General features: G+C 71.5%; 6 protein-coding genes. 5 read left to right on the top strand and 1 reads right to left on the bottom strand.

The features are described from left to right. The 3 genes from HKK72_RS35255 to HKK72_RS35265 form a co-directional block, all read left to right on the top strand. Positions 1-353 (top strand): MarR family winged helix-turn-helix transcriptional regulator (locus tag HKK72_RS35255; RefSeq protein WP_410050378.1); only part of this gene is annotated, 353 nt, incomplete at its 5' end. Positions 354-447: 94 nt separating this feature from the next. Then, on the top strand, positions 448-1281 hold the full coding sequence (locus tag HKK72_RS35260; RefSeq protein ID WP_187238743.1) for an ABC transporter ATP-binding protein: 834 nt from the start codon (positions 448-450) through the stop codon (positions 1279-1281). Next, positions 1193-2065 carry an ABC transporter permease gene (locus HKK72_RS35265; RefSeq protein ID WP_222721548.1) on the top strand — a complete coding sequence of 291 codons (873 nt, stop codon included), beginning with the start codon at positions 1193-1195 and terminating at the stop codon, positions 2063-2065. The genes HKK72_RS35260 and HKK72_RS35265 overlap by 89 nt, the downstream gene beginning before the upstream one ends. Positions 2066-2110: 45 nt before the next feature. Here the strand turns inward: HKK72_RS35265 and HKK72_RS35270 are convergent, their stop codons facing one another. Then, positions 2111-3358, bottom strand: a complete 1248-nt coding sequence (locus HKK72_RS35270) for a D-alanyl-D-alanine carboxypeptidase (RefSeq protein ID WP_315987612.1) — start codon at positions 3356-3358, stop codon at positions 2111-2113. Positions 3359-3714: 356 nt separating this feature from the next. Between HKK72_RS35270 and HKK72_RS35275 the strand changes: the two genes are divergently transcribed. Both HKK72_RS35275 and HKK72_RS35280 read left to right on the top strand, forming a co-directional pair. Further along, positions 3715-4596 carry an ATP-binding protein gene (locus HKK72_RS35275; RefSeq protein WP_187238745.1) on the top strand — a complete coding sequence of 294 codons (882 nt, stop codon included), beginning with the start codon at positions 3715-3717 and terminating at the stop codon, positions 4594-4596. A gap of 268 nt (positions 4597-4864) precedes the next feature. After that, positions 4865-5571, top strand: a 707-nt coding sequence (locus tag HKK72_RS35280; RefSeq protein ID WP_187238746.1) for a helix-turn-helix transcriptional regulator, incomplete at its 3' end; no start/stop codon positions are given.

Below are 5571 nucleotides of genomic sequence, written 5' to 3' on the forward strand. Positions count from 1 at the left end.
CGGCCGCCCGCGAGCTCCATCTCGCGGACAACTCGGTGAGCACTCTGGTCAACCAGCTGATCGGCGCGCAGATGCTGCGCCGGGAGATCGATCCCGCTGATCGGCGCGCGGCCCGGCTCGTGCTCACTCCCGCGGCGCAGCGGCGCATCGCCGAGTGGCGGGACCGCAGGGCAAGGCTCGTCGGCGCGCGACTCGACGTGCTGTCCGGCGACGACCGGGCGGCGATCGCCGCGGCCCTCCCCGCGCTGCGCCGGTTGCTCGCCGAGATGCAGGAGCCGATGTCCGACACCGAGTCACAGGAGCCGACGTCCGACGACGCGGGCGAGCCACCGTCCGGCACGCCGCGGCAATGACGGCGACGACGAAAGGAGGAACCGACCGGATCCACGCTGTCGCGTCCGCGCGACGAGCACAGAGCTTTGTCCACCTGACCCCCGGGGGGCAGCGATGAGCACCGAGAATGTGACCGCCGAGCCGGCGAGCCGGCACGCGGTCGTCTGCAGAGAGCTGCGGCACGCGTTCGGCAGCGCCGTGGCGGTCGACGGCGTCGACCTGGCGGTGACGGAGGGCGAGATCTTCGGTCTGCTCGGCCCGAACGGCGCCGGCAAGACCACGACCATCCGGCTGATCACCACCCTGCTCCCGGCCCGTGCCGGCATGGTCGAGGTGTTCGGCCTCGACGTGGCCGACCATCAGATGGCCGTACGGAGGACGATCGGCTATCTGCCCCAGCAACTGTCCGCTGACGCGGCGCTGACCGGCCGCGAGAACGTGGAGTTGTTCGCCCGGCTGTTCGACGTGCCGCGGACCCGACGCCGCGAACGCGTCAGCGACGTCCTTTCCGCCGTGGGGCTCGACAACGCGGCGGAGCGGCGCGCCCAGACCTACTCGGGCGGCATGCTCCGGCGGCTCGAGCTGGCCCAGGCCCTGATCAGCACGCCGCGCCTGCTCATCCTCGACGAACCGACGATCGGGCTCGACCCCGTGGCGCGCGACGGGGTGTGGGAACGCATCCAGGAGGTCCGCCGCACCACGGGCATGACCGTCCTGGTGACCACCCACCACATGGACGAGGCCGAGCAGCACTGCAACCGGATCGCGCTCATGCACCGGGGCCGCATCCGGGCGCTCGGCACTCCATCGGAACTCAAGTCCGGTCTCGAACCGGGGGCCACCTTGGAGGAGGTGTTCCGTGCCTACACCGGCGACCAACTCGACGAACCAGCAGACGGCTTCCGCGATGCGCGCCGCACCCGCCGTACCGCGAGCCGGCTCGGCTGACGTCCCGCCGCCCCGGCCCGGCTGGCGGCTGCTGCCGGCCCGCGTCGTCGCGCTATGCATCGTCGAGCTGCAGAAGATCCGGCACGACCGGACAGAGCTGTACACCCGGGCGATCCAGCCCGCACTGTGGCTGCTGATCTTCGGGGAGACGTTCTCGCGGATCCAGGCCATCCCGACCGGGGACGTGCCCTATCTCGACTACCTGGCGCCGGGGATCCTCGCCCAGTCGGCCCTGTTCATCGCCATCTTCTACGGAATCCAGATCATCTGGGAACGCGACGCGGGTGTGCTGGCCAAGCTGCTCGTCACGCCCACGCCGCGAGCGGCGCTGGTCACCGGAAAGTCATTCGCGGCGGGCGTGCGCGCGCTCTCGCAGGCCGTCGCCGTCATGGTGCTCGCGGCACTGCTGGGCGTGACGCTGACGCTCAACCCGCTGCGCTGGCTCGGCGTCGTCATCGTCGTGATGCTGGGCACCGCGTTCTTCTCCTGCCTGTCGATGACCATCGCCGGTCTCGCCATGTCCCGCGACCGGCTGATGGGCATCGGCCAGGCGATCACGATGCCGCTCTTCTTCGGGTCGAACGCGCTCTACCCCATCTCCCTCATGCCGGACTGGCTGCGCGTCATCAGCCATGTCAACCCGCTGAGCTACGAGGTCGACGCTCTGCGCAGCCTTCTCATCGGCACCCCCGGCAATCTCCCCCTCGACATCGCCGTGCTCGTCCTCGCCGCGGCCGTCGGGATCACCACCGCGTCGGCCGTCATGAGCCGTCTCGTCCGCTGACCGGCCGGCCGCCGTGCGGCCGGCGTCCGACGACCCGGCCGGGCCTCAGCCGAGGCGCAGGAGCCGCCGCACGACGGGCTTTCCGCCCAGCGGTCCGTCGAGGACGAGCGGAAACCGCCTGGGTCCGGCGGTGAGCGATCCGAGCCGGTCGCCCCGCTCGGCCCGCTCGGGGACGGCGCCCTCCGTCCGGAGTCGTACGGTCAGGCCCGGCCACCCGACCACGGTGACCGGGGCGGCGGCGATCAGCGGCGTACGGCCGCCCATGCCGTCGTCCACCACCGCGACCCGTTGCCCCTGGCGGGCGAGGGTCACGGCGGTGAGCGTCTTCACGGCCGCGGCGACCAGCAGTCGCCCCGCCTCGACCGCCGCCACGGCATCGCCCGCGCCCGGCTGGGCCATCACGGCGCCGACGATGAGCGTGGCGACACCGCCCACCCGTTCACGCGCGGCGAAGACGTAGTTGCCGCCCGCCGCGCTCGTGAATCCGGTCTTGCCGCCGACCACCCCGTCGTGACCGAGCAGCGTGTTGCCGCCCATCCGGGCCGGGCCGCCGTCGGCCGGGACGTAGGCCCGCCGGCTCACCACGTCGGCGAACGCGGGGATGCTCATCGCCGCGCGAAGCAGCTTCACCTGGTCGGAGGCGGTGCTCACGGTGCCCGGGTCGTATCCGCTCGGGTCGGTGTAGGTGGTGTCGGTCATCCCCAGCCGGCGCGCCGTGGCGTTCATCTTCCGTACGAAGGGTGCGTAGCCGCCGGCGTCCCAGCGCGCCATCTCATGCGCGATGTTGTTCGCCGAGACGATCATCAGCGCCTCGAGCGCCTGGCGCTCGGTGAACGGCTGGTTCGCGACGACGTCGACGTGGCTCTCACCTCGGGCCTTGCGCGCTGGGAGCCGGGCCGCCTCCTCGGCCGAGATGGTGAAGGTCGGGCCGCCGGAGCCGGAGGCGAGCGGGTGGTCGCGCAGGAAGACGTACGCGGTCATCACCTTGGCCACGCTGGCGGTCGGCGTGGGGACGGGATCTCCGGAGGCGCCCATGGTGCCGAGTCCTTCGACGTCGACGACCGCCTGTCCCTGAGCGGGCCAGGGCAGCACCGGGGCCGGACCCCCGAAGGTATGGCCGGACAGGGCGTGGCTCAGCCGTACGGAGGGCTCGGGCACCGGACGCGCGAGCTGCGCCGTCACCAGCGCGGCCGCCACGATGAGCGCCACGACCATGGCGCCCAGTGCCCGCAGCAGGGTCCCGCGGCGCGCCGGGGCCGGCCGGCCGTGCCGCCCGCCCTGCGTGGGCCGCACGGGTCGGAGACTCGGCGGGTACAGGGCGGGGGGCGAGGTGGGCATGGCCGGCCCTTCCGAGGCGGGAACCTGACACCTTGTATTGCCCGATCCACCCGATCGCGTTCATTCGGCCCGGATCAGGAGGACGGCCCCGACTCGGGCCGCGGGGTTCGCGGACTCTCTCGTCCCGCCGGATCACACGCGGCGCACTGTTCTCCACAGCTCGGCTCAAAGCCGGAACGTTACCTATAACAGCTAATGCATGCCTGTTCATCACTAGTTAGCATGTGGAGGTCATGGTTGTCGTAGTTCTGGACCGGCAGAAAGTCGGAAATCTGCCAGCCGATGGTACGAGCTTCATTGGCCGACGGCAGATGGTCGCCGAGGCGAGACGACTGCTGTCGGCGGCGCGGTTCCTGACGTTCACCGGTCCGGGCGGGATCGGCAAGACCCGGCTGGCGTTGCGGGTGGTGGGCGAGGTCCGGCGGGCCTTCTCCGACGGAGTCTGGCTGGTCGAGCTGGCGGGTCTCACGGACGAGGAACTCGTCGGCCGGACGGTCGCCACGACACTCGGGCTGCGCGACCAGTCGGACGAACCCGCGGTCGACGCCCTCCTGGAGTACCTGGCGGACCGCCAGGTCCTTCTCGTCCTGGACAACTGCGAGCATCTGCTGGACGGCGTCGCCATGCTCGCGAGAAAGCTGTTGGGCGGGGCCCCTCAGCTACAGATCGTGGCCACGAGTCGCCAGCCGCTGTGCATCGAGGGCGAGCACGTGCTGCAGGTCCCGCCGCTCGCGACCCCCGACTCCGGCGAGGCCTCGTCACCGGACGGCCTCGCCCGCTTCGAGGCGGTGAACCTCTTCGCCGACCGCGCCAAGGCCGCCTGCGCCACCTTCGCCGTCACTGCGGAGAACAGCCCGCAGGTGGCGCTCTTCTGCCGGCGGCTCGCCGGGATGCCGCTGGCCATCGAACTGGCCGCGGTACGGGTCCGGTCGCTGGCGGTGGAACGGATCCTGGAACGGCTCAGCGACCGCTTCGCGCTGCTGACCGGCGGCAGCCGAGCCGTGCCGCCTCGTCAGCGAACGTTGCGTGCGGCGCTGGACTGGAGCTACGACCTCTGTTCGCCGGCCGAGCAGACGATGTGGTCCAGCGCCGTGCGTTCCCGGTCGGTTTCGTTCAGGCAGAAGGCCAACGCCGCGCGGAGGTTGCCCTCCTCGCGTTGCAGCCGGGCGAGCCACCGGATCTGTAAGCCGTGAGCGCGCCAAGGCACTGTGGGTCAGCGCCTGATTCGCCCTCCGGCAGGGAGCGGTCGATGTCGCGGCCGAGTCTCTGGAGGAGTGCCGGGCCCTGGCCGAACGGCTCGGCGACACTGCGGCCCTCGCCTGCGCCACCCATTTCCGGGCCCTGATCGCGTTCTTCCGTGGGGACGCCCGAGAGGCCGTCACGCTCCTCGAGGAGGCGAACGAGCGCTACCGGGCCGAGGACAGTCCGGCCGGCAGCTGGATGGCCCTCTGCCATCTGGTCATGGCGAGCTCGACGGCCGGCGACCACGGGCGCGCCGAACGCTACGGCGCCGAGTGCCTCGCACTGTGCGAGGCGCACAGTGCGTACCTGAGCAGGTCGAACGCGTTGTGGGCGATCGGCTACGGCCGATGGCTGCAGGGCGACCAGCGGCGTGCCACCGCCCTGATCGTCGACGGGCTGCGGTTGATGCGCAAGACCGAGGACATGTGGGGAGCCGCCGAATGTCTCGAGGTGCTCGCCTGGGTCGCCACGGCCGACGGCAGGTACGACCGCGGCGCGCGGTTGCTGGGCGCCGCCCAGACCGCCTGGCGATCCATCGGGGCGTCGATTCCCGGATTCCATCCTCTCGCCGGCTCCCACGACCGGTACGAGGCCATGTTGCGGGACCGGCTCGGCGGAGCCGCCTTCCTCGGCGCTCTCCACGCCGGCGGAGAGGACGACCTCGACGAGGCCGTGGCCTACGCGATGGACGAGGCCAAGGCGCCGGAACGGCCGCCGCCCGCGCCCCACCCGGAGCACCCGCTCACCCGCCGCGAGCGGCAGATCGCCGAACTGGTCGCGCAGGTCATGCGGAACAAGGAGATCGCGGCCACGCTGGTGATCGCCCAGCGTACGGCGGAAGGCCATGTCGAGCGCATCCTGCAGAAGCTCGGGTTCACCTCGCGAGTACAGATCGCCGGTTGGGTCATGGAGCAGAAGAACTCCAC

It is taken from the genome of Actinomadura sp. HBU206391 (genome assembly GCF_014323665.1).
Taxonomy (GTDB): Bacteria; Actinomycetota; Actinomycetes; order Streptosporangiales; family Streptosporangiaceae; genus Actinomadura_C.

Excerpts from the sequence above, each read along its gene's own strand:
- HKK72_RS35260 (WP_187238743.1), top strand. The coding sequence starts at position 448 with ATGAGCACCGAGAATGTGACCGCCGAGCCGGCGAGCCGGCACGCGGTC.
- HKK72_RS35275 (WP_187238745.1), top strand. The coding sequence starts at position 3,715 with ATGGTCGCCGAGGCGAGACGACTGCTGTCGGCGGCGCGGTTCCTGACG.